Genomic DNA, 20,331 nt, shown 5'->3' on the forward strand with positions numbered 1-20,331 from the left:
GTTAGGTGGGGGTCGGCTGTGGTGGTGGCTTGGCGGGTGAGGGTTTCGAGGAAGTGAGTTCGGATTTGGTGGGCGTTAACCAGGTGTTGGATCAGGCCTTCGGGGTGGAGGACCAGGCGGTAGACGTTGGGTTTGGGGGTGTGGAGGTGGTCGGGGGTGCCGTTGGTGAGGACTGCCATGGCCCGGTTGCTCAGGACGACGTTCCAGTGGCGGTCGACCACTACCGCGGGGAAGGGTTCGTGGGCGGACAGGATGGCGTCCAGGGTTGAGCGGACTGCCGCGAGGTCGGGGTCGTCGAGGCCGGACTCGCGGTACTCGGGGGCGTAGCCGGCGGCCAGCAGCATCGTATTGCGTTCGCGCAGTGGGACTTCCAGTGTTTCACACAGGCGCAGGATCATGGCACGACTCGGGCTGGAGCGGCCGGTCTCGACGTAGGACAGGTGGCGGGCGGAGGTGTCCGCGGCCAGGGCCAGGTCCAGCTGGCTGAGGCGACGCCGCTGCCGCCAGTCCCGCAGCAGGGCGCCCGGTCCGGGCATGGTCGAGGTCATCGCCGCAGCATATCGACGGCCGGGTAGGCGCGGCCATGACCTCCGAGGTTATTGAGACCGCGACCTCACCCCGGCACAGTCGAACTCGGCGGCCGACACCGGCGAGCCCTCGGCAAGAAGGAGTTTCGAATGACCACGCTGACTGCCCGACGTTCCCGCCTCCCCCTGCGCACCGTCCTGCGCATAGATTCCTGGAGCACAGGCCTTTTCGGCATCGCGCTGCTGGCCACCGCTCCCCTGCTGCGGGATCCCCTCGGTCTGCCCACCGCGGTGTCGATGTTCTTCGGCCTGGGCATGCTCGGCGGCGCGGCGGCACTGAGCTGGATCGCCGCCCGCCCCACCATTCCCACCCCGTTCGCGATGGGCGTGGCAGCGGTCAACGCCGTGTCCGGAGTAGCGATGACGGCCCTGGCCGCCGTAGATGTGCTGCCGCTGACCACCTTCGGCCGGGCCTTCCTGGAGATCAGCGCTCTGGTAGTCCTCGTCTTCGCCACCCTCGAATACACCGCCCGCCACAACGCCTGATGCCGGAAAGCGGAGTGGCGCATCACCTGGAGGTGATGCGCCACTCGGGGTTTCGGGGTGGGTCAGCCGCGGATCTTGGCGGCTACCGAGGCGACGGCGGTGTCGGCGGGGAGTTCCTCGGCGGTTCCGGCGAAGCGGTCGCGGAGTTCGATCTTGCCTTCGGCCCAGCCTCGGCCGACCACGACGATGTAGGGCATGCCCAACAGTTCGGCGTCCTTGAACTTCACGCCCGGGGAGGCGGTGCGGTCGTCCAGGAGGACCTCGAAGCCGAGGGAATCGAGTTCGGCGGCAACCTGTTCGGCGCCGGCGCGGGCGCCCTCGTCCTTGTTGGCGATGACGACGTGGACGTCGAACGGCGCGACCTCGCGGGGCCAGCGCAGGCCCTTCTCGTCGTGCATCTGCTCGGCGAGCACCGCGACCATGCGGGAGACGCCGATGCCGTAGGAGCCCATGGTGAGGCGGACCGGCTTGCCGTTCTCGCCCAGCACGTCGACCTCGAAGGCGTCGGTGTACTTCTGGCCGAGCTGGAAGATATGGCCGATCTCGATGCCGCGGGCGGCCTCCAGGACGCCGCGGCCGTCGGGCGAGGGGTCGCCGTCGCGGACCTCGGCGGCCTCGATGGTGCCGTCGGGGGTGAAGTCGCGGCCGGCGACCAGGCCGACGTAGTGCTTGCCGGGCTCGTCGGCGCCGGTGATCCAGGCGGTGCCGGAGACCACGCGCGGGTCGACCAGGTAGCGAACGCCGTTGGCCTGCAGCGCCTTCGGGCCGATGTAGCCCTTCACCAGGAAGGGGTTGGCCTTGAAGTCGGCCTCGTCGAGCAGCTCCACGGCGGCGGGCTCGACGGACGCCTCGAGGCGCTTCTCGTCGACCTCGCGGTCACCGGGGATGCCGACACCGAGGATCTCGGTCTTGCCGTCCGGGTAGACCAGCTTGACCAGGATGTTCTTGAGGGTGTCGGCGGCGGTGGCCTCACGCCCCAGCACGTTCTCGGCATTGGCCCAGGCGACCAGCGTGTCGATGGTCGGGGTGTTGGGTGTGTCGTGCACGACGGCGTCGGCCTGGCCCTCGATGGGGATCTCCGGCGGCGCGGCGGTGACCACGGCCTCCACATTGGCGGCGTAGCCGGATTCACGGCAGATGACGTAGGTGTCCTCGCCGACGGGGCTGTCGGCCAGGAACTCCTCGGACGCCGAACCGCCCATGGCGCCGGAGGTGGCGGCCACGATCACATACTTCACGCCGAGCTTGTCGAAGATCTTCTGGTACGCCTCGCGGTGGGCGTTGTAGCTCTTCTTGAGCCCGTCCTCGTCGAGGTCGAAGGAGTACGAGTCCTTCATGATGAACTCGCGCCCGCGCAGGATGCCCGCGCGGGGACGGCCTTCGTCGCGGTACTTGGTCTGGATCTGGTACAGCGTGACGGGCAGGTCCTTGTAGGAGTTGTACTCACCCTTCACGGTGAGCGCGAACAGCTCCTCGTGGGTGGGGCCGAGCAGGTAGTCCTGGCCCTTGCGGTCCTTCAACCGGAACAGGCCGTCGCCGTATTCGGTCCAGCGGTTGGTGGTCTCGTAGGGTTCGCGCGGCAGCAGCGCCGGCAGCGAGATCTCCTGCGCCCCGATGGCGTTCATCTCCGAGCGGACGACGTCCTCGACCTTGCGCAGCGCGCGCAGGCCGAGCGGCAGCCACGAGTAGACGCCGGGCGCGATGCGACGCACGTATCCGGCACGCACCAGCAGCTTGTGGCTGGGCACCTCGGCGTCGGCGGGATCGTCGCGCAGGGTACGCAGGAACAGGTGGGAGAGGCGGGTGATCACGGCTCAACACAGTAGCCGCTGCTCATGCGATGCCGCGAAGGCATTACCGTGTTGGCTCGTGCTGGTGCTGCTGCCTCCCTCAGAAACCAAGTCCGACGGCGGTTCGGGCGGTCCTCTCGACCTGGATTCCCTCGCGATGCCGCAGCTCACGGCGGTGCGCGACAAACTCGTCACGCAGGTGGTCGGATTGGCGGCCGATGCGGACGCCTCGCGGGCCGCGCTGGGACTGGGCAAGGGGGCTGACGCGGAGATAGCGCGCAATGCCGCCCTGCGCACCTCGGCGACGCGGCCCGCGCTGGACCGGTACACCGGCGTGCTCTACGACGCACTCGACGCGCCCGGGTTCACCAAGGCGCAGCGGGCCAAGGCCGAGGCCCGGCTGGGCATCGGCTCGGCGCTGTTCGGTGTGGTCCGCGCGGGCGATCCGATTCCGGCCTACCGCCTGTCGGGCGGCTCCAAGCTGCCGGGCATGCCGACGCTGCAATCGCTGTGGAAGCCGGTGCTGCCCGAGGCTTTGAAAGCCGAGGCCGCCGGTCAGCTCCTGGTCGATCTGCGCTCGGGCACCTATCAGGCGCTGGGCCGGGTGCCCGGCGCGATCACCGCGACCGTGCTGACCGAGCGCCCCGACGGCAAGCGAACCGTGGTGAGCCACTTCAACAAACACCACAAGGGACTGCTGGCGCGGGCGCTGGTGCTCTCGCGCACCGAGCCCACGACCATCGACGGACTGGCCAAGATCGCCGAGAAGGCGGGCCTGCGCACCGAGATCGCCTCCCCCACCGAACTGCTGATCATCACCTCGTGAACCACCCGGCTCATATACGAAAAGTTCCCTCGGCCGGGCTGCTCCGGCTCGATAGAGTGGCCTGGTGGAACCCAACGATCTGGACCCGGAAGTGCTCGAGCTGGCGAGCAAGATCTTCGACCTCGCCCGCTCCGGCGACGCCGCCACCCTGGGCGCCTACCTCGACGCCGGGGTGCCGGTGAACCTCACCAACGACAATGGCGACACCCTGCTCATGCTCGCCGCCTACTACTCGCATCCCGAAGCGGTGAACGTCCTGCTGGAACGCAAGGCGGACCCCAACTTCGGCAATGACAAGGGCCAGACCCCGCTCTCCGGCGCGGTTTTCAAGGGCTCCGACGAGATCGTCCAGGCGCTGCTGGCCGCGGGCGCGGACCCCAACGCGGGCAGCCCGTCGGCCCGCGACGCCGCCGAGATGTTCGGCCAGACCAAGTATCTGAAGCTCTTCGACAACTGAGTCGACTCCGGGCAAGCCCGGTTCGCGAGGTGGAAACACCACGTGAACCGGGCTTTTTCGTGTCCAGAGCAGGCACGGGCCAAGTCCGGCGAAAAAAGTTTCGGCGGACGGGAATCAATCGGAACCTTCTAACCGTTCAAATCAATATCACCGGTTAGAAGCCGTCAGGTCGGGCCGGAGATCCACTGGGCGAGAAGGGAGTTCCGGCATGACAGGGCACTACGGGCAGGTGACGTTCACCGAGGGTGTGCGCGCACATCAGATCGCCCACGGCAGCCGACGCGGTTATGAGCGGATGGCGGCGGTGCCGGATGTGCCGGATCGGCTGGGCGAGAACGAAGCCTGGTTCATCGGGGAGCGGGACAGCTTCTACACGTCCACGGTCGGCGAGACGGGGTGGCCGTACATTCAGCATCGGGGTGGGCCGCGCGGGTTCCTGCGGGTGATCGATTCCCGCACTATCGGATTCGCCGATTTTCGCGGGAACAAGCAGTACATCAGCCGCGGCAATCTCGATCACGACGATCGGGTGGCGTTGTTCCTGATGGATTACGCCAACAAGACACGGCTGAAGATCCTCGGGCGGGCCCGGGTGGTCGAGGCCGAGGATGATCCGGAACTCGTTGCCTCGCTGTCGGTTCCGGAATACAACGCCAAGGCCGAGCGGGCGCTGCTGATCGAGATCGAGGCCTTCGACTGGAACTGCAGCCAGCACATCCCGGAGCTGTATCCGCGCGATCAGGTCATCGAGGCCGTCCGGCCCATGCGCGAGCGGATCGCCCAGCTGGAGCGCGAGAACGCCGAACTTCGTGCCCGTCTCGAGCAGGACGCGGCCACGCGGCCGCACTGACCTTCAAATACCTCCTCCACATTCGTATTCACTTGGGAGACAACGTCATGCGACCTGAACGGATCGCCTGGGCGGGGCTCGCGGCCATGACCGTGTCCTTCGGCCTGAATTTCACCATGGGCGTGTTCTTCGCCCCGACCGCCGCCGAATACGGCCTCAGCGCCACCGCGATGGCGGTGGCCGCCGCACTCGGCACCACCGTCACCGGACTGGCCCAGCACCCGATCGGGCGACTGCTCGACAGCGTCGGGGCCAAAGCGGTGCTGATCGGCGGGCTCACGCTGATCTCGAGCAGCTATCTGGTGCTGTCGACGGTCACCCGCACGTGGGAATTCGTCGCGGCCTACATGGTTCTCGGCGGATTGGGATTCGCGTCATCGTCCACGCTCACGGTCACCACGCTGATCGGCCGGGCGCGCGGCGATCAGGCCGGGCCGTCGCTGGCGCGGGCCGCGCTCGGTATCAACCTGGGCCAGTTGATCACACCGTGGGCGGCCACCGCCCTGTTCGAGCCGATCGGGGTGCGCGCCACCTACGCGGTGCTGGGCGCGATCGGGCTCGCGGTGACGGCCTATCTGGCCTGGCGGCTGCCCGCCAGCGCCAAGGCAAGCCGACCCGCAGGCGGCGGGGAATCCCTGCGCGGTCGCGGAAAGCTTCTGGTGGCCTTCGGATTACACGCGGCGACGCTCTACGTGGTGATCCTCATGCTGCCCAAGCACGCCACCGAACTGGGCTGGAGCATCACCGACGCGGGCCGCCTGGTGGCCCTCGCGGCACTCTCGGCGGGCCTTACCTCGGCCGCGATGGTCCGGCTGCTGCGCACCTACAAACCCGAGATCCTGCTGCGCGCACTGTATCTCGTGCGCATCGCCGCCCTGATCCTCGCGGTCTTCGTGCCCGGCCCTGGCGTGCTGATCGCGGTCGCGATTCTCTTCGGAGCGGCTTCGTTCCCGATCGTGCCGCTGACCATGGCCGTCATGTCGCGCGGCCTGGATCCGGCGCGCATGGGCCGCACGCTGGCCCCCGCCTGGATCACCCACCAGCTGGCGGCCGCCGCCGGACTGGGTGTCGCCAGCCTGATCCACGCCCAAACCGACAGCTACCGCGGCTATTTCGCACTCGGCCTGCTGTTCACCATCGCCTGCGTGGCGCTCGTGGCCCCGGCCCGCGCGCCCCGGCCCCAACTCGTCCCGACCCACTAGCAGTTCCATCACCACCGAGCAGTTCCCATCACCAAGGAGAGAACAATGACCACCGCAGTGCACCACCGCACCGTCAAGATCCAGGACCTGGACGTCTTCTACCGCGAGGCCGGAGACCCCGCCAACCCGACCATCGTCCTGCTGCACGGCTTTCCGACCAGCTCCGCCATGTTCCGTAACCTGATGCGCGACCTCGGCGACAGCTACCACCTGATCGCCCCGGATCACATCGGCTTCGGCCGGTCCGCGATGCCGCAGGTCGGCGAATTCGATTACAGCTTCGAGAAACTCACCGAGATCACCCAGGAACTGCTCGACACCCTCGGCCTCGACACCTTCGCGCTCTACATCCAGGACTACGGCGCCCCCATCGGCCTGCGCATCGCCTCCCGCAATCCCGAGCGGGTCACCGCGATCATCTCGCAGAGCGGCAACGCGTATCTGGAAGGCTTCACCCCATTCTGGGATGTGCTCTTCGCCCACGCCAAGGACCGCGCCGCGAACGAGGCCGAGGTGCGCAAGCTACTCGAGGCCGACGCCACGAAATGGCAGTACCTGCACGGTGTTCCGGAGGACCGCAAGTCCCTGGTCAGCCCCGACACGTGGACGCTGGATCAGGCGTATCTGGATCGCCCGGGCAACAAGGAGATTCAGCTGCAGCTGTTCTGGGATTACCAGTTCAACCTGGACGGCTACCCCGCCTTCCAGAAGTACTTCGCCGAACACCGCCCGCCGGTCCTGATCGCCTGGGGCGAACACGACGAGATCTTCGGCCCCGACGGCGCCCGCGCCTACCTGCGCGACCTGCCCGACGCCGAACTGCACCTGCTCGACGCGGGCCACTTCGCTCTGGAGACCCACGGCCCCGAAATCGCCGCCCTCATCCGCGAGTTCCTCGGCAAGCTCTGACCCGCCCTCGGACCGATCGTCCCCGCCGGCTCAGGCGGGGCGGTCGCCTTTCCCCCCATCCCCCGAGAAGTCCGGAAGCCGTAGGCCGCGGCGGCGCAATTCCTGCTGGAGCCGTTCGTCAATGGCGTCGAAGGCGGCATGAATGGTCGCCGACTGCTCGGGATCGAGTGGGCGTCCTTCCTTTTCGATCCGCGCCAGGCACTCCTGGATCGTATTCATGGCGGCATGGACTTCGTCGATTTCGGCCACCGTCAGAAGCCTACTCCGGTCAGAGGAAGCTGCCGCCGCCGTTGACCGCCACCGTTTGGCCGGTGAGGAAGCCGTTTCCGACGATCATGCGAACTGCCTGGCCGATCTCGTCGGGTGTGCCGATCCGGCCCACGGGCAAGCGGTCGGCCACGCCGGATTCCTTCAGGGGCGTGGCCATTTCCGTGTCGATGAGCCCGGGTGCGACGGCATTGACGGTGATCCCCTCGGCGGCGAGGCGGGCGGCGTAGCCGCGTGTCAGTCCCTCCAGGCCCGCCTTGGAGGCGTTGTAGTGGACGCCGACCGCGCCGCCGCCGCGGGCCGCCACCGAGGAGATGTTCACGATCCGCCCCCAGCCGCGTTTGCGCATCCCCGGCACGACGGCTTGGGTACAGAGGAAGGCGGACTTCAGGTTGATCGCCAGGGTCTGATCGAAGTCTTCCTCGGTGATGTCGTCGACGCTGCGAATGGTCGCGATCCCGGCATTGTTCACCAGCACGTCGATCGGGCCGAGTTCGGCGGCGACGCGCTCGGCCATCGCCTCCACCTCCGCCCGAACGGCGACATCCGCCCGGACCGCGATGGCCCGGCCTCCCGCCTTTTCGATCTCGGCGACCGTCGTGTCGGCCTCGTCGGATCGAGAGCGATAGTTCACCGCGACCGCCGCCCCGGCGTCGGCCAGGGCCAGGGTGATCCCCCGGCCGATGCCGCGGGACCCGCCGGTGATCAGAGCGACGCGGTCGGTCAATACGCTGCGTTCGTCCATGCCATCGACCGTATGCCTTGGAGTGCGCTCCAGGTCAAGGGTTTCCGTGTGCAGCGCCGCGTAGCACACGCGAATGTCCGGTCCGCGTGACGAAATCGCCTCGCGGACCGGACTTTTGCGATCGCCTACTGCGTCCGCTGGTAAGTGCGGAAGGCCGACAGCGCCCAGACGAAGGCGAGGGCGGCCAGGCCCGCGAGGTAGGCGAGGTGCGCGGCGACGGAGCCCGCGTCCGCCGTGCCCGCCAGGCCCGTGCGGCCGATGTCGACCGCCCAGGTCACCGGATTGAACTTCGAAATCCCCTGCACCCAGCCGGGCATCAGGTCGGGGGCCATCATGCCCGAGGACAGGAAGGTCAGGGGCAGGATGATGAGCTGGGACAGGCCGATCAGGGCGATCTGGCTGCGGGTGATCAGGGCGACCGCCACCGAACCCGCGCAGAGGGTGGCCGCCAGCAGGGTGGCCGCCGCCAGTGCGAGCAGGATGCCGACCACGCCGCCGGGAAAGCGCGCACCGCCGGCGAATCCGATGAGCAGCACCAGCGCGGACTGCACCAGGCCGATGGTGAGCTGGACGGCGAGCTGCCCCGCCACCACCGCGCTGCGCGAAACCGGCGCGGTGAGCAGTTGATTCATGACGCCGTTGTCGATGTCCTCGATGTAGCCGGTGCCCGCCCAGACACCGGAGTAGAGGACGGTCATCATCAGGATGCCGGGGGTCAGGAAGGTGATGTAGTTGGCGGCACCGAAGCCCGGGATGCTGCCGACGGATTTGAAGACCTGGCCGAACAGCAGGATCCAGACGATGGGCTGTAGCAGCGCGGCGAAGACACCCCAGGATTCGCGCAGGTTGTTGACCATCCAGCGGCGGTAGATCTGCCCGGCGGCCACCAGCCAACCGGCCGTGGGGGTTTCGCGCACGGCGGGCACGTCGTAGGTCAGGGTGGTCATGCCGCCACCTCCTTGTGGTCGCGGTTGTTGTCGGCGCGGTACGAGCGGCCCGCATAGTGCAGGTAGACGTCGTCGAGGGACGGTCGGGAGATGGAGACCGCACCGAAACCGATGGCGGCGGCGTCGAATTCGGAGATGACGCGGCCGACGATGCCGGACGGGTCGTCGGTGCGGGCGATGAGTTTGCCGTTGGGGCCGTCCTGTTCGACGACGACGTCGCGCAGGGACGGAATGGATGCGCCGAGCGCGCGCACGGCCGCCACATCCGGTTCGATGAGTTCGACGGTGAGGGTGTCACCGTCCAGCGTCGACTTCAGTTGTGCCGGTGTGCCTTCGATGACCGCGCGGCCGTGGTCGATGATGACCAGCCGGTCACACAGCTCGTCGGCCTCCTCCAGATAGTGGGTGGTGAGCACCACGGTCAGCGCCGCCTCGGTGGACAGCCGCCGGATCTCCGACCACATCTCGGCACGCGCCTGCGGGTCCAGGCCGGTGGTGGGCTCGTCCAGGAACAACACCGACGGCGTGTGCACCAGCCCGATGGCGACATCCAGCTTGCGGCGCATACCGCCGGAGAGCTTGGACACCTTGCGATTTCGCGCATCCGCGAGCTGGAACTGGTCGAGCAGGCCGTCGGCCCGCACCACGGCGTCGTGGCGGGTCAGGCCGTGCAGCCGGGCGGCCATCACGAGGTTCTCGAACGGCGTCTGGCGCGGATCGGCCCCGGACCCCTGCGAGACATAGCCGATGCGATGCCGGATGGCGGCCGCGTCGGCGGTGACATCGAATCCGGCCACCCGCGCGGTGCCGGAGTCGGCCCGCGACAGGGTGGTGCAGATCTTGGTGGTGGTGGACTTGCCCGCGCCGTTGGGGCCGAGCATTCCGTAGACGGTGCCCGCGGCGATGCCGAAGCTCAAGCCGTCGAGCGCCCGGACGTCGGGCTTGCGACGCCCGCCGGGATAGGTCTTGACCAGGTCGTGCACCTCGACCGCGGCCGAGGGCATGGGTGTGATGGACATGTTTCGTCTCCTGTTGTCAGGTGAGACGAACGACCACGGCTCCCATGGATATGCTGGGTTTGCGGTTCGAGCATCCGGCGGTCAGCCGTCGGTCGTTCGGATTCGGCGGTGGCTCGGGTGTTGGCGCACTCGGGCCGCCGTTGTTTTCAGACTGATTGCTCACTCGGGTGGAGTCGGTACCCCCCATTCCTTCAGGAACGCATCGCTGACCGCCGGCGGCACCCCGCCGGGATACTTGGTGACCAGTTCGTTCATCCGCCGCCAGCCGTCGAGACCGCCCAGCGCGCCGGATTCGATGCGCTCGGCGAGCTCGGTGGTGAAGTCCCGCTCGACCTCGAGCATGCGGATCTCGTAGTTGCTCTCGACGAGCAGCACCTCGGGCAGCCACGACAGCACGGGCTCGACCTGCTGGTTGATCTCGCCGATCCGCTTGTCCAGCACGGCGACCCGGTGCCGCAGCAGCCCCACGGCCTCGTCCGGCCCGACCGCGGGCAGGAACGACAGCGCGGCCATGAACCGCGGATACTCCTTCTCCGGTTCGGAAAGCCAGGCGCGCAACCACTCCCGCGCCTCGGTGATTCCGGAATCGGTGATCCGATACACCGTGCGCGCGGGCCGATTCCCGTCCTGCTCGGCCCCGACGATCTCGATGAAGCCCTGATTCAGCAAGGACTCCACCACCGGGTACAGCGCGCCGTAGTTGATCCGGACGCTGCCCTCCTTGCCGCGCTGCTTGAGCGTCTGCGAGATCTGGTACGGGTGCATGGGCCGCTCCCAGAGCACCACCAGCACGGCCAGCGCCAACGGGTTGACCCGCCGGAACGTCCGCTTCGCGACCACGATCACCTCCTTATACTCTGACCAGAGTACCCCGCTTACTCTGATCAGAGTAACCCTCTTTTCGCGATGCTTTCGGTGTGACCGTTTTCCTTCGCCGCACCGCGAGCCGCCGCACAGTCCTGGCCGGGGCCGGAGCCCTCGCGCTCGGCGCGGCGGTCGGCTGCCAAGACCGGCAACCCACCTCCGAACCGCAGGCCACCGCTTCACCACTACCCGCGCCCGCGGACTCCGGAATCGACCACATCGTCGTGGTGATGATGGAGAACCGCTCGTTCGACCACTACCTGGGCTGGCTGCCGGGCGCGAACGGCAAACAGTCGGGGCTGAGCTTCACCGACCGGAACGGCAAGAAGCACAAGACCTTTCATCTGGATACCACCCAGGGTTGCCAGTACAACGATCCGGACCACTCCTTCGACGGCGGCCGCACCGCGTTCAACGACGGCAAATGCGATGGCTGGCTGCGCGCGGGCACCAATGACGAGTTCGCGATCGGCTACTACAAGAAGGGCGATCTGGACTTCTACGGCAAGGCCGCACCGGCCTGGACGGTGTGCGACAACTACTTCTCGGCGATCATGGCCGAGACCTACCCGAACCGCTGCTATATGCACGCCGCGCAGACGGACCGCATTCACAACTCGACGAAAATCTCTACGCTGCCGACGATTTGGGACAGCCTGGCGGCGGCGGGGATGCAGGGCCGCTACTACTTCCACGACGTCCCGTTCCTGGCGGCGTGGGGTGCGAAGTACCTGTCCATCAGCCGGTTCTTCTCGAGCTTTCTGTCCGATTGCGCGGCCGGGACGCTGCCCGCCGTCTCGTTCGTGGACCCGAAGTTCCTCGACGAGGCCACCGGCACCTCGGCCGACGACCACCCGCACGCGGATATCCGTGCGGGGCAGGCGTTTCTGAACCAGGTGTATCAGGCCGTCACCGAGAGCCCGGTGTGGTCGCGCACGCTGCTGATCATCAACTATGACGAGTGGGGCGGGTTCTTCGATCACGTGCCGCCGCAGACCGCGCCGGATGCGAACCCGGACTGGGGATTACGCGGATTCCGGGTGCCGTGCATGGTGATCTCGCCGCTGGCCCGTCGCAAGCATGTGGCGCATGAGGTGTACGACCACACCTCGGTACTCAAGGCCATCGAATGGCGTTGGGGGCTACCGTCTTTGACGCCACGGGACGCGGCAGCACGCAATATCGCCGAGGTGCTGGATTTCACCGGAAAGCCGAATCTCGACGCCCCGCAATGGGACGTCCCCGCCTTCACCTCGAAGTCGTGCAATTCGTCCGTGGTGGCCGATTTCGAACAGTGGATCGGCCTGCGCAAACTGGCGGAGTCGGCGGGCTGGAAGCTCTGAGGGGCTATTGCGCGGAGTGGCCCGGGAGGACGCAGACGGCGTCGAGGCCCAGGACGTGGTTGAGGCGGCCGAAGGCGAGCCAGGAGCCCAGGCACATGGAGAGTTCCACGATCTCGGCGTCCGTGTACAGCTTCTTCATGCGCTCGAAGAATTCGTCGTCGAGGCTGTGGTGGTCGAGGGCGTAGACCTCGGCGTATTCGGCGGCCATGCGGGTGCGGTCGTCGAAGTTCTCGGTGGTGCGCCACTCGGTCACGTCGCCGGCGAACGACTCCTCGACCTTCTCGCCATTGCGGTCGGTGCGCCAGTCCAGGCAGAACAGGCAGCCGTTGATCTGGGCGATGCGCAGCCGGGCGGCCTCGAATTCGCGCAGGCCCAGGGTGGAGTGGGAGTAGACGGCGAGGGAGAAGTTGGAGGCGGCCACGCCGATGCCGGGCACCATTTCGCCCCAGACGTAGCCGATCGGGTCCTTGCCCTCGGGGATATCGATGATCATCGGGTGCTCCTTTGAGATGTCACTGCTTGCCGAGCGTGCCGAAGGGCAGCGGGACGTCGAGGGCGTCGTAGAGGCCGGGTTCGGCATCGGCCAGCCACGGGATGGCATTGACCAATCTGCCCACGGCCGTGGCGTTTCCGCCCGCCGAGTGATTGCCGTCCTCGTCGGTGGCCTGCACGGTGATCTCGATGCGCGGACGGCCCTCGATCAGGACGCGATGCGCGCCGGCGCCGCTGGGCGGCTGCGGCCAGTCCGGCGCGCAGCTCGCGTGAATACGGGTGATGTGCTCGATGACGATGCGCGGACTGCCGTCGACGATGCCCTGCACCTCGAAGCGCACCGCGCCCTGGGTGCCCGCCTCGAACTTGCCCATGAGGTCGGTCTCGACGGTGTCGTCGAGGGCGCGGCGCTCCACCACCTCGCGAATGTCGGTGAGCGGCACGCCGAGTCCGCGCGCGATCATGCGAATCTGCCCGCCCCACACCATGGTCGGGATGGTGGGCGCGAGCATGGGCGGCTGATAGTCCATGGGCTGGCCCATGCCGACCAGGTAGCGCACCGAATCGGGCTGGTCGTAGGTGGTGTAGTCGAAGATCTCCTGGCAGCGCAGGACATCCACGGTGCTGCCGAGACCGGACATGAGCAGCGGCAGGATGTCGTTGCCCCAGCCCGGATCGATGCCGGAGACGAACAGGCTGCCGCCGCCGTCATCGATGGCCTTGGCGACCCGATCGCGGAGTTCGGCCGGGGCGCTGCGGTGGTCGTAGAGCGCATAGAGCGCGGGGGTGACCACGACGGCCCCGGTGCGCAGAGCGCGTTCGATATCGGCGAGGGCATCGTCGGGACGGATGTCGCCGGACGCCGCGTACACGATCGCCCGGGGTCCGGCGGCGAGGGCGGCGTCGATATCGTCGGTGGCCGCGACCCCCAATTCGGCGTCCAGCCCGGCCAATTCACCGGCGTCGCGCCCGACCTTGGCCGGATTGTGAACCAGGACGCCGGTCAATTCCAGCCCGGGGTGGGCGGCGACGGCCCGGATGGCGGCACGGCCCACATTGCCCGTACCCCAGACCAGGGTGGAAATCATGACCGAACCGTAGCAAACGCTTGGTAGGTAAGGGGTTGATTCGGCTACATTGCGGTGATGGATTTCGAAGCACTCGAAGCGATCCGCGCACTCAAGCACCGCTACCTGCGCGGCCTGGATCTGAAGCAGTGGGACGTCTACGGCGACACCATGTGCGAGGACATCGTCGGCCGGTACGGCTCACCCTCCGGCGGGCTGCCCGCCGAGTTCCGGGGCCGCGACGCGATCGTCGACTTCATGCGCAACTCGCTGGACGGCAAGAACATCATCACCGTGCACGTGGCGAACCACCCGGAGATCACCGTCGACGGCGACACCGCCACCGGCAGTTGGCTACTGGAGGACACGGTGATCGCCGCCGACTACGGCCTGCTGATCCGCGGCGCGGCCTACTACAACGACACCTACCGGCGCGAGAACGGCGTGTGGCGCATCGCGACCACCGGCTACGAGCGCATCTACGAATCCTCGCAGTCGACCGGCGATCTGCCCGGCTACACCCTCACCGCCAACCGCTGGGCCGAGTTCGCCGTACCCCGCTGATCACTGCCGATCGGAAAGTCCTGCGCCCCACCGCATCCAGCGGTTAACGCGTTCTCGAACACTGTCGATCATGACTGCGACTGTTCGAAACAACGCTAGGAACAACATGCGCAAGACACTGTTCACCCTGACCGGCCTGGCCGTCGCCACCGCTGCCGCCGTGCTGCCCGCCGCCCCCGCGAACGCCGCCGGGGCCTGGGGCGCGATCGCGGTGTCGGACAACGGCGATCTGGGCTGGGCCTGGAACTACGACACCGAGGGCAGCGCGAGCCAGGCCGCCGTCGACAAGTGCGGGCGACTCAGCTGTTCGGTCATCACCACCTTCACCGGCTGCGGCGCGGCGGCGTTCTCGAACTCGATGAACAAGTACACCGGCGGCTACGGCGCGACGCCGGACGCGGCCGAGAGCTCGGCGCTGTGGTACTCGGACTCGTACCTGGTGCGCACCGCCATCTGCAACGACTGAGGCGGCGGAGCCGGACGATCAGCCTGCGGTCGACCGGCTCCTATCCCACTGCGCCGCAGCGGTTTCGGCGGCGCTTCAGCGTTCGGCGGCCTCGACCGCCTTGCGGACCTTTTCCGCGTCGGCGGGGGCCGCGGGGTTCTCCCAGAAGGGTTCGGCGACCGCGTAGGGCACGCCGTAGACGGGGGTTCCGGGCTGGGTGCGCCAGCTGTCGGCGAGCGCGCCGATATCGACGGTGTCGTAGCCGAGATCGCTGATCAACTGGGCCGCGGCCTTTTTCGCCTCGATGTCGTCACCGGCGATGGGCAGCGACGTGCGGCCGTCGGCCCCGGCGGGGCGGCCGAGCACGGCCAGATGCTTGAAGTAGATGTTGTTGAACGCCTTCACGACCCGCGAGCGCGGCAGATGCCGTTGCAGCAGTTCGGAACTGGTGGCCACACCCGCCTCGACATCGGCGAACTCGCCGTCGCGGCCCGGCGCGTAGTTGTTGGTGTCGATGACCACCTTGCCGACCAACGGATCCACCGGTACGGACTGATACGCCTTCAACGGCACGGTCACCACCACGATGTCCCCCGCCGCGGCCGCCTCGGCCGGAGTGGCCGCGCGCGCCTTGTCGCCCAGCTCGGCGACCAGATCGGCCAGGCTCTCCGGCCCTCTCGAATTGCTCAGCACCACATCGATTCCCGCGGCCACGGCCAGGCGCGCCAGCGTGCCGCCGATCTTGCCGCTCCCGATCAACCCAAGCGTCGTCATGCCCGCTGCCAACGCGATGGGCGCGGACGATGTTCCCGGCGGCTGTCAGCGCAGCGTCACGCCTCGTCGGGTAGGTGGTCGGCGGCGGCGAGGGCGGCGTCGAGGACGCCGGGGAAGCGGCCGTTCAGGTCGGCGCGGCGCAGGCTGACGAAGCGGTTGCGGCCGTCCTGGCGGGTGGTGATGAGGCCGGATTCGCGGAGTACCCGGAAGTGGTGGGACATGGTGGATTTGTGTACCTCGATGCCCTCGGCCGCGGCGGCGCAGGCGTGTTCGGCGTCGTCGGCGAGCGCGGCCAGCAGGCGCAGCCGCACCTGGTCGGAGAGCGCGTGCATGACGGCGACGAACTCGATATCGCCGGTGGCGGGTTGGGGCAGGTACCGCATGGCATCACCCTAACGATTGTTGGATTGTTTGACATCTATCGAACCGTCTTCATAGTATGACAATCGTCAAACTAATGCGGATTCCCGCTCATCCACCACGAGGAGTCTCGGGTGAATTCACGTCTGATTACCTTGGCGCTGGGCACATTTGCCATCGGCATCGACGCCTTCGTCACCGCGGGTCTGGTCACTCCGGTGTCGGCTGATCTCGGTGTGTCGACCTCGGCGGCCGGGCAGCTCGTCACCGTATTCGCGCTGTCCTATGCGCTACTGTCACCGATCCTGGCCACCGTGACAGCGCGGCTGTCCCGAAAACGGGTGCTGTTGATCGCCTTATCGCTGTTCACGCTCGGCAACATCGTCACCGCGCTGGCCGGAAGCTTCGCGCTGGTGCTGGCCTCGCGGGTGATCGCGGCGGCGGGCGCGTCCATGTACACGCCGAACGCGACGGCCGTGGCGGCCGCGCTCACCCCACCCGAGCGACGCGGTCGCGCCATCTCGGTGGTGATCGGCGGGCTGACGGTGGCGACCGCGCTGGGTGTGCCGATCGGGTCCTGGATCGGCGGCGCGTACAGCTGGCGGGCCACACTGTGGCTGGTGGCGGCGCTCGGCGCGGTCGCCCTCGCCGGTGTCGCGGCGATCGTCCCGGCCGTCCACCTCCCCGCGCCCGCGCGGCTGCGGGATCGGCTGATGCCGTTGCGCGACAAGACCATTGCCACCGGACTGCTGCACGCGGTGCTGCTCTTCGGCGGCATGTTCACCGTCTACACCTACCTCGCGGCGGCCATGCATACCGCAACCGGCGGCAGCACCGGACGGTTTACTGCGCTGCTGTGGGTGTACGGCCTCACGGCGGTGGTGGGCAGCACTCTCGGCGGGCGGCTGGTCGATCGGCTGGGGTCGCGCCGGATCATGCCGCTGACCCTGATCGGCGCGGGCATCGTGCTGGCGCTGACGCAGGTGGCGGGAGGACATCTCGCCACAGCCTTCCTGTGGTGCGTCGCCTTCGGCATCCCCGGCTGGATCTGGGCTGTGGCACAACAACATCGGCTGGTCGAACTGTCCCCGCAGGGCTCCCCGCTGCTGCTGGGTCTGAACGCCTCCGCGCAGTATTTCGGCATCGCGATCGGCGGTGCAGCCGGAGGTCTCGGCCTGCGGGCTTGGGGCGCGGGATCACTCGGTTGGATCGGCGCGGCGCTGGTCGTGGCCGCGCTCGGCCTGCTGGCCGTCAGCCTCCGCGGCGCGAGAAGCGGAAACCCCGGCGCCGCACCGGCAGTCACACAGGGCGCGGGCGCTGCTGCCTAGGGCTTCGGCGGAGGTCGATGACTTTCGAGCAGGCGCTCGGTCCGCACCCTGGCCCGCCGGACCGAGCCCCGCCGCGTCCAAGGGGTCGCCCCCACGGCCGCCGCTTCGACGGCCGTGGGAACTCGCCGGATGGTCTGCGGCGCAGGGGCTTTCAGCCCAGGGTGATGGCGTCGAGGCGGGTGCGCAGGAACTCGGCGGAGACGACGGGTTCCAGGCCGTCGATGCGGCCGATGGGCGGGGCCAGCGGGGTCACCCGGGCGTCGTGGTCGAGCTCGTAGAAGTAGATGAGGGAGACCAGGTCCTCGTCGGGGGCGGATTCCTGGGGCGGGAGGACGCGGTGGCGGCCGGCGGGCCAGCGCTGGCCGCTCCAATAGGCCAGCAGGTCACCGATGTTCACGGTGAGGGCATCCGGGTCGTAGGGCGCGTCCTCCCAGCCGCCGTCCTCGGTGTAGACCTGCAGGCCGCCCGCGCCGGGCTCCCGGTCCAGGACGGTGACGGTGCCGAAATCGGTGTGCGGGCCGATGCGGAACTGGCCGGGTTCGGGCGGGCCGACCTCGGTCAGGGGCGGGTACCAGTTGATATTGCAGGTCCAGGTGGGGCGACTGGCCAGCCCCTGGAACGGGTTGCGCGGCAGGTCGAGTGCCGCGGCGAAGAGCGCGAGCAGTTCGTCGGAGAGCGTGCGCACGGCGTCGGTGTAGGCCAGGAACAGCTCGCGCAGTTCGGTCACCTCGGCGGGCCAGACATTGTCGAGGAACCACACGTCGTCGACGAGCGGATCGCCGGTGCGGGTGTCCGCGCCGATCGCGAAGGTCTCCTTGAGGTCGGGCGGGGTCTCGGTGCCCTCGGAGTAGCCGTTGGCCTCGAGGCCGGGCCCGATCCAGCCGCGGCCGCCGACCGAGACCGCGTAGCGCTGCTTGACCTCCTCCGGCAGCGCGAAGAAGCGACGGGCGGCCGCGCGCAGGGCGGCCGGAAGTCCTTGCGGCACACCGTGTCCGCGCACCAGCAGGAATCCGGCGCGCTGCATGCCCGCGTCCACCTCGCGCAGCACCTGCGCCGCGGCGTCACCGCCCGCGCGCCAGCGGTCCAGATCGATGGTCGCGATCGCCGTCATTCGGCCACTCCTATGTCCTCGTTCCACAGCTCCGGCCGTTCGGCGATGAAGCTCGTCATCATGTCCACGCAGGCCGGATCGTCCAGTACGGTGACCGAAACCCCGTGGGCGGCAAGCCAATCGTGGCCGCCGGTGAAGGTGCGCGACTCCCCTACGATGACCGCGCCGATGTTGAACTGCCGCACCAGCCCGCTGCAGTACCAGCACGGCGACAGCGTGGTGACCATGATGGTGTCGCGGTAGTCGCGGCGGCGGCCCGCGTTGCGGAAGGCGTCGGTCTCGGCGTGCACGCTGGGGTCGTCGTTCTGGACGCGGCGATTGTGGCCGCGTCCCAGCAGGTTTCCGCTGCTGTCGAACAGGGCGGCGCCGATGGGGATGCCGCCCTCGCGCAGTCCGAGCATGGCCTCTTCGTAGGCGGTGGTCAGCAGCTCCTGTGCGTTGATCATTCCGATCATGCTGCCACCGGCGGCTGAGAAATCCGGGCACGGTTGATGAGCAGGTAGAGCGCGCCGGAGAGCAGGAAGCCGACGAAGAAGGTGATGTCGCCCAGCTCCGGGACCGCCTTGGCGACGGCGCCGACGAACTTCTGCTGATTGGAGAACAGCAGCACCGAGACCACCAGGCCGATCAGGAAGGCCGCGACGCCACCCCAGTTGGAGTAGGACCGGTCGTAGAGTAGATGGTCGATGCGCTGGCCACGACGCAGGTACTCGTCGGCGAAGACCACGCCCAGCCACGGGCCGATCCAGTACGCCACCACCAGCAGGAAGCCCTCGTAGCTGGCCGCCGCGTCCGGCAGCGCCCACCAGGCGACCAGGAAGCCGACCACGCCGAAGGCCGCCGACACCACCGCGCGCTGGGTGCGCACCGAGAACTTGAACCCCATGGTCACGAACGCCATCGCGCCCGAATAGACATTGAGGGCGTTGGCCGCGACCGCGCCGACCGCGATGGCCAGCAGGGTCAGATCCGCCAGCGGCGTGGGCAGATTGGCGGTGAAGACGTCGGTGGGGCTGCCCTGGGCGGTGCTGGTCACCGTGGCCGAGGCCGCGCCGACGACGGTCAGCCAGAAGCAGGACAGAAACAGTCCGGCCGAGGCGTAGCCGCCGGTCGCCAGGCGCGAGGCCGAGGCGGGCAGGTAGCGGGAGTAGTCGGCGGCGTAGGGATTCCAGCCCGCGCCGTAGCCGAAGGCGGTGCCGACGGTGAGCAGGAATCCGCCCATACCGCCCATGCCGCCTTCGGGTGCGGGCGCGCCGAGGTTCGCCTTGCTGAAGATCACCACGGTCACGATGGCGAACACGATCGCCAGCAGCGGGAAGGCGATGCGCTCCACGGCCTGCACCAGGTTGTGCCCGAAGAACGCGAAGGCGGTCTGCACCACCACGATCACCAGCAGGGCGGGCAGTTTCGGCAGCCCGGTCAGGGAGTTCAACGCCCACGCGCCGCTGACGGAGTTGGTGGCGAACCAGCCGACGCCGCACATGATCGACATGAAGGCGGCGGGCAGCGTGTTCCCCCGGTAGCCGAAGGCCAAGCGCCCCAGCACCATCTGCGGCACCCCGTGCAGCGGCCCGCGGGCCGAGAGCAGGTAGTGCGCGGCCGCGCCGAGTCCGGTGCCGATGGCCAGGCCGAGGGTGGCCTGCCAGAAGTTCATGCCGTACGCGGTGACCGCGAGCACGCCCACGAATACCGTGGCGAACTCCATGTTCGGGGACATCCACGTCCAGAACAGCTTTCGCGGAGTCCCGTGGCGGGCTTCCTCGGGAATGTAGTCGTCTCCGCCGGGCTCGACGGCGATCACTCGATCGCCGTAGGCCGACCGCGTCTGGATCTCGGTCATGGGAGGAATTGTGCGGTTCGGAATGTTGCCTGGACATCAAACTGGGTTACCAGCACAT

At 68.2% G+C, this 20,331-nt stretch carries 24 protein-coding genes; 10 read left to right on the forward strand and 14 right to left on the reverse strand.

Features of this window, described 5'->3' with window-relative positions; translation table 11 throughout:
• The coding region (locus ACAM49_RS26120; protein ID WP_369638204.1) for a helix-turn-helix domain-containing protein at positions 1-548 on the reverse strand (548 nt) is incomplete at its 3' end.
• A gap of 129 nt (positions 549-677) precedes the next feature.
• Between ACAM49_RS26120 and ACAM49_RS26125 the strand changes: the two genes are divergently transcribed.
• Positions 678-1,073 carry a hypothetical protein gene (locus ACAM49_RS26125; protein ID WP_369638205.1) on the forward strand — a complete coding sequence of 132 codons (396 nt, stop codon included), beginning with the start codon at positions 678-680 and terminating at the stop codon, positions 1,071-1,073.
• A 62-nt stretch (positions 1,074-1,135) separates the two neighbouring features.
• Here the strand turns inward: ACAM49_RS26125 and ACAM49_RS26130 are convergent, their stop codons facing one another.
• Complete coding sequence (locus ACAM49_RS26130) at positions 1,136-2,884, reverse strand: proline--tRNA ligase (RefSeq protein ID WP_369638206.1); 1,749 nt, start codon at positions 2,882-2,884, stop codon at positions 1,136-1,138.
• Between the two features lie 58 nt (positions 2,885-2,942).
• On the opposite strand from ACAM49_RS26130, the gene yaaA reads away from it, so the two are divergent.
• The 5 genes from yaaA to ACAM49_RS26155 all read left to right on the forward strand — a co-directional run bounded on the left by yaaA (position 2,943) and on the right by ACAM49_RS26155 (position 7,107).
• Positions 2,943-3,689 (forward strand): peroxide stress protein YaaA, encoded by a 747-nt coding sequence (yaaA, locus tag ACAM49_RS26135; protein ID WP_369638207.1) that lies wholly within the window; start codon positions 2,943-2,945, stop codon positions 3,687-3,689.
• 64 nt (positions 3,690-3,753) lie between these two features.
• Positions 3,754-4,146: an ankyrin repeat domain-containing protein gene (locus tag ACAM49_RS26140; protein WP_218003338.1), complete on the forward strand. Its 393-nt coding sequence runs from the start codon at positions 3,754-3,756 to the stop codon at positions 4,144-4,146.
• A gap of 208 nt (positions 4,147-4,354) precedes the next feature.
• Positions 4,355-4,996: a pyridoxamine 5'-phosphate oxidase family protein gene (locus ACAM49_RS26145; RefSeq protein ID WP_369638208.1), complete on the forward strand. Its 642-nt coding sequence runs from the start codon at positions 4,355-4,357 to the stop codon at positions 4,994-4,996.
• A 47-nt stretch (positions 4,997-5,043) separates the two neighbouring features.
• Entirely contained in the window at positions 5,044-6,198 is a 1,155-nt protein-coding gene (locus ACAM49_RS26150; RefSeq protein WP_369638209.1) for an MFS transporter, read from the forward strand.
• A 45-nt stretch (positions 6,199-6,243) separates the two neighbouring features.
• Positions 6,244-7,107, forward strand: coding sequence for an alpha/beta fold hydrolase (locus ACAM49_RS26155; RefSeq protein ID WP_369638210.1), 864 nt, complete (start codon positions 6,244-6,246; stop codon positions 7,105-7,107).
• 30 nt (positions 7,108-7,137) lie between these two features.
• Here ACAM49_RS26155 and ACAM49_RS26160 read toward each other — a convergent pair whose 3' ends face one another.
• The 5 genes from ACAM49_RS26160 to ACAM49_RS26180 form a co-directional block, all read right to left on the reverse strand.
• On the reverse strand, positions 7,138-7,356 hold the full coding sequence (locus ACAM49_RS26160; protein ID WP_369638211.1) for a hypothetical protein: 219 nt from the start codon (positions 7,354-7,356) through the stop codon (positions 7,138-7,140).
• A gap of 19 nt (positions 7,357-7,375) precedes the next feature.
• On the reverse strand, positions 7,376-8,119 hold the full coding sequence (locus tag ACAM49_RS26165; protein WP_369638212.1) for an SDR family NAD(P)-dependent oxidoreductase: 744 nt from the start codon (positions 8,117-8,119) through the stop codon (positions 7,376-7,378).
• Positions 8,120-8,244: 125 nt separating this feature from the next.
• A complete protein-coding gene (locus ACAM49_RS26170) occupies positions 8,245-9,066 on the reverse strand; it encodes an ABC transporter permease (RefSeq protein ID WP_369638213.1) in 822 nt (273 codons plus the stop codon).
• On the reverse strand, positions 9,063-10,085 hold the full coding sequence (locus ACAM49_RS26175) for an ABC transporter ATP-binding protein (protein ID WP_369638214.1): 1,023 nt from the start codon (positions 10,083-10,085) through the stop codon (positions 9,063-9,065). The genes ACAM49_RS26170 and ACAM49_RS26175 overlap by 4 nt, the downstream gene beginning before the upstream one ends.
• Before the next feature lie 159 nt (positions 10,086-10,244).
• Positions 10,245-10,925 carry a PadR family transcriptional regulator gene (locus ACAM49_RS26180; protein ID WP_369638215.1) on the reverse strand — a complete coding sequence of 227 codons (681 nt, stop codon included), beginning with the start codon at positions 10,923-10,925 and terminating at the stop codon, positions 10,245-10,247.
• Between the two features lie 77 nt (positions 10,926-11,002).
• Between ACAM49_RS26180 and ACAM49_RS26185 the strand changes: the two genes are divergently transcribed.
• Positions 11,003-12,292: an alkaline phosphatase family protein gene (locus tag ACAM49_RS26185; RefSeq protein ID WP_369638216.1), complete on the forward strand. Its 1,290-nt coding sequence runs from the start codon at positions 11,003-11,005 to the stop codon at positions 12,290-12,292.
• A 4-nt stretch (positions 12,293-12,296) separates the two neighbouring features.
• On the opposite strand, the gene ACAM49_RS26190 is transcribed toward ACAM49_RS26185, so the two are convergent.
• Both ACAM49_RS26190 and ACAM49_RS26195 read right to left on the reverse strand, forming a co-directional pair.
• Positions 12,297-12,785: a carboxymuconolactone decarboxylase family protein gene (locus ACAM49_RS26190; protein ID WP_369638217.1), complete on the reverse strand. Its 489-nt coding sequence runs from the start codon at positions 12,783-12,785 to the stop codon at positions 12,297-12,299.
• Between the two features lie 19 nt (positions 12,786-12,804).
• Positions 12,805-13,872 (reverse strand): dihydrodipicolinate reductase, encoded by a 1,068-nt coding sequence (locus tag ACAM49_RS26195; protein WP_369638218.1) that lies wholly within the window; start codon positions 13,870-13,872, stop codon positions 12,805-12,807.
• 57 nt (positions 13,873-13,929) lie between these two features.
• Here ACAM49_RS26195 and ACAM49_RS26200 point away from each other — a divergent pair, with 57 nt between their 5' ends.
• Both ACAM49_RS26200 and ACAM49_RS26205 read left to right on the forward strand, forming a co-directional pair.
• On the forward strand, positions 13,930-14,415 hold the full coding sequence (locus tag ACAM49_RS26200; protein WP_369638219.1) for a nuclear transport factor 2 family protein: 486 nt from the start codon (positions 13,930-13,932) through the stop codon (positions 14,413-14,415).
• Between the two features lie 106 nt (positions 14,416-14,521).
• Positions 14,522-14,881: a DUF4189 domain-containing protein gene (locus tag ACAM49_RS26205; RefSeq protein WP_369638220.1), complete on the forward strand. Its 360-nt coding sequence runs from the start codon at positions 14,522-14,524 to the stop codon at positions 14,879-14,881.
• 75 nt (positions 14,882-14,956) lie between these two features.
• Here the strand turns inward: ACAM49_RS26205 and ACAM49_RS26210 are convergent, their stop codons facing one another.
• The gene (locus tag ACAM49_RS26210) at positions 14,957-15,634 is read right to left on the reverse strand and encodes an NADPH-dependent F420 reductase (protein ID WP_369638221.1); all 678 of its coding nucleotides are present in this window, start codon (positions 15,632-15,634) and stop codon (positions 14,957-14,959) included.
• Between the two features lie 56 nt (positions 15,635-15,690).
• Positions 15,691-16,017 carry an ArsR/SmtB family transcription factor gene (locus tag ACAM49_RS26215; protein WP_369638222.1) on the reverse strand — a complete coding sequence of 109 codons (327 nt, stop codon included), beginning with the start codon at positions 16,015-16,017 and terminating at the stop codon, positions 15,691-15,693.
• A 111-nt stretch (positions 16,018-16,128) separates the two neighbouring features.
• Here ACAM49_RS26215 and ACAM49_RS26220 point away from each other — a divergent pair, with 111 nt between their 5' ends.
• A complete protein-coding gene (locus ACAM49_RS26220) occupies positions 16,129-17,322 on the forward strand; it encodes an MFS transporter (RefSeq protein ID WP_369638223.1) in 1,194 nt (397 codons plus the stop codon).
• 151 nt (positions 17,323-17,473) lie between these two features.
• On the opposite strand, the gene ACAM49_RS26225 is transcribed toward ACAM49_RS26220, so the two are convergent.
• Genes ACAM49_RS26225 through ACAM49_RS26235 form a run of 3 tightly spaced genes read right to left on the reverse strand, consistent with a single transcriptional unit; the run spans position 17,474 to position 20,273 of the window.
• Entirely contained in the window at positions 17,474-18,433 is a 960-nt protein-coding gene (locus ACAM49_RS26225) for an isopenicillin N synthase family dioxygenase (RefSeq protein ID WP_369638224.1), read from the reverse strand.
• Positions 18,430-18,879, reverse strand: a complete 450-nt coding sequence (locus ACAM49_RS26230; RefSeq protein ID WP_369638225.1) for a nucleoside deaminase — start codon at positions 18,877-18,879, stop codon at positions 18,430-18,432. The genes ACAM49_RS26225 and ACAM49_RS26230 overlap by 4 nt, the downstream gene beginning before the upstream one ends.
• Before the next feature lie 5 nt (positions 18,880-18,884).
• Positions 18,885-20,273, reverse strand: a complete 1,389-nt coding sequence (locus ACAM49_RS26235; protein WP_369638226.1) for a cytosine permease — start codon at positions 20,271-20,273, stop codon at positions 18,885-18,887.
• Positions 20,274-20,331 lie beyond the last annotated feature (58 nt).

The organism is Nocardia sp. JMUB6875, from assembly GCF_041154655.1.
Classification (GTDB): domain Bacteria; phylum Actinomycetota; class Actinomycetes; order Mycobacteriales; family Mycobacteriaceae; genus Nocardia.

Coding starts and splice junctions, on each gene's coding strand:
- ACAM49_RS26205 (WP_369638220.1), top strand. CDS start 14,522: ATGCGCAAGACACTGTTCACCCTGACCGGCCTGGCCGTCGCCACCGCT.
- ACAM49_RS26195 (WP_369638218.1), bottom strand. CDS start 13,872: ATGATTTCCACCCTGGTCTGGGGTACGGGCAATGTGGGCCGTGCCGCC.
- ACAM49_RS26150 (WP_369638209.1), top strand. CDS start 5,044: ATGCGACCTGAACGGATCGCCTGGGCGGGGCTCGCGGCCATGACCGTG.
- ACAM49_RS26235 (WP_369638226.1), bottom strand. CDS start 20,273: ATGACCGAGATCCAGACGCGGTCGGCCTACGGCGATCGAGTGATCGCC.
- ACAM49_RS26230 (WP_369638225.1), bottom strand. CDS start 18,879: ATGATCAACGCACAGGAGCTGCTGACCACCGCCTACGAAGAGGCCATG.
- ACAM49_RS26165 (WP_369638212.1), bottom strand. CDS start 8,119: ATGGACGAACGCAGCGTATTGACCGACCGCGTCGCTCTGATCACCGGC.
- ACAM49_RS26210 (WP_369638221.1), bottom strand. CDS start 15,634: ATGACGACGCTTGGGTTGATCGGGAGCGGCAAGATCGGCGGCACGCTG.
- ACAM49_RS26200 (WP_369638219.1), top strand. CDS start 13,930: ATGGATTTCGAAGCACTCGAAGCGATCCGCGCACTCAAGCACCGCTAC.
- ACAM49_RS26170 (WP_369638213.1), bottom strand. CDS start 9,066: ATGACCACCCTGACCTACGACGTGCCCGCCGTGCGCGAAACCCCCACG.
- ACAM49_RS26190 (WP_369638217.1), bottom strand. CDS start 12,785: ATGATCATCGATATCCCCGAGGGCAAGGACCCGATCGGCTACGTCTGG.
- ACAM49_RS26175 (WP_369638214.1), bottom strand. CDS start 10,085: ATGTCCATCACACCCATGCCCTCGGCCGCGGTCGAGGTGCACGACCTG.
- ACAM49_RS26145 (WP_369638208.1), top strand. CDS start 4,355: ATGACAGGGCACTACGGGCAGGTGACGTTCACCGAGGGTGTGCGCGCA.
- ACAM49_RS26125 (WP_369638205.1), top strand. CDS start 678: ATGACCACGCTGACTGCCCGACGTTCCCGCCTCCCCCTGCGCACCGTC.
- ACAM49_RS26215 (WP_369638222.1), bottom strand. CDS start 16,017: ATGCGGTACCTGCCCCAACCCGCCACCGGCGATATCGAGTTCGTCGCC.
- ACAM49_RS26225 (WP_369638224.1), bottom strand. CDS start 18,433: ATGACGGCGATCGCGACCATCGATCTGGACCGCTGGCGCGCGGGCGGT.
- ACAM49_RS26155 (WP_369638210.1), top strand. CDS start 6,244: ATGACCACCGCAGTGCACCACCGCACCGTCAAGATCCAGGACCTGGAC.